General features: G+C 70.5%; 1 protein-coding gene. It reads right to left on the bottom strand.

The features are described from left to right. The coding region (locus KJS59_RS31655; protein WP_249715208.1) for a transposase family protein at positions 1-612 on the bottom strand (612 nt) is incomplete at its 3' end. Positions 613-765 lie beyond the last annotated feature (153 nt).

Genomic DNA, 765 nt, shown 5'->3' with positions numbered 1-765 from the left:
GTTGAGGCTGGTGAGCAGGTCACGGGCGGTTGCCGGCTCGTTGGTCTTGGCCCCGGTCACCTCGGTCTGGCCGATCACCACCGCCGGTGTCCCGGGCTCGGTGCTACCGGCCAGTGCGGCCAGCAGGTGCAGTTGGCCACCGTCGGCGTTGACGGCCCCGCGTACGGTTTTGCCGTCCAAGCGGAGCAGGTCCGCAGGCAGCGGGTCCGGTGTCCGCTCAGCGGTGTTGCGCGGTCTGGTGACCGGAGCCGGACCGGACCGGCGGGCCGCCGTCCACGCCGCGATCGCGGTGTCCAAGGCCTGCGCGTCGGTATCCGTGCAGACCCGCCAGATCGTCGACCGCGACGGCCGGCCTACCGGCAACGCACCAGCCCGCAGGTACAGATCGGTCAACACCGCGGGCGGCACGTCGGCCACCCAGCCGGCCATCGCCGTGTACCCGGTCATCCCCGCCACCCTCGCCGCCGCGACCAGCGCCAGGACCACCGCGGCCGGATGGTCCCGGCCCTGCGACGACCGGCCATCCGACACGCCGGCCAGCAGTTCGAGCAGGTCACCACACGCCTGGCCGACCGGAACACCAGCGACCGACGCCACATCGGCGTCGGGCATGACACACTGCACCACGACGAAGCTCCGTTGAAGAACAAGGTTCTGTGAGAAGTCCTCGTCCTACCGGAGCTTCGTCCCCACCCTGCCTCGCGACACGCCACTGTGGCCAGACCGCGATCCGCCGCTCACACCACGCTCATGATCTTGAAACGA

The sequence above is a fragment of the Rhizomonospora bruguierae genome, from assembly GCF_018397995.1.
In the GTDB taxonomy this organism is placed as follows: domain Bacteria; phylum Actinomycetota; class Actinomycetes; order Mycobacteriales; family Micromonosporaceae; genus Rhizomonospora; species Rhizomonospora bruguierae.
Note: the sequence above shows the minus strand (reverse complement) of the source record. Positions and strands in the feature narration are given on the sequence as shown.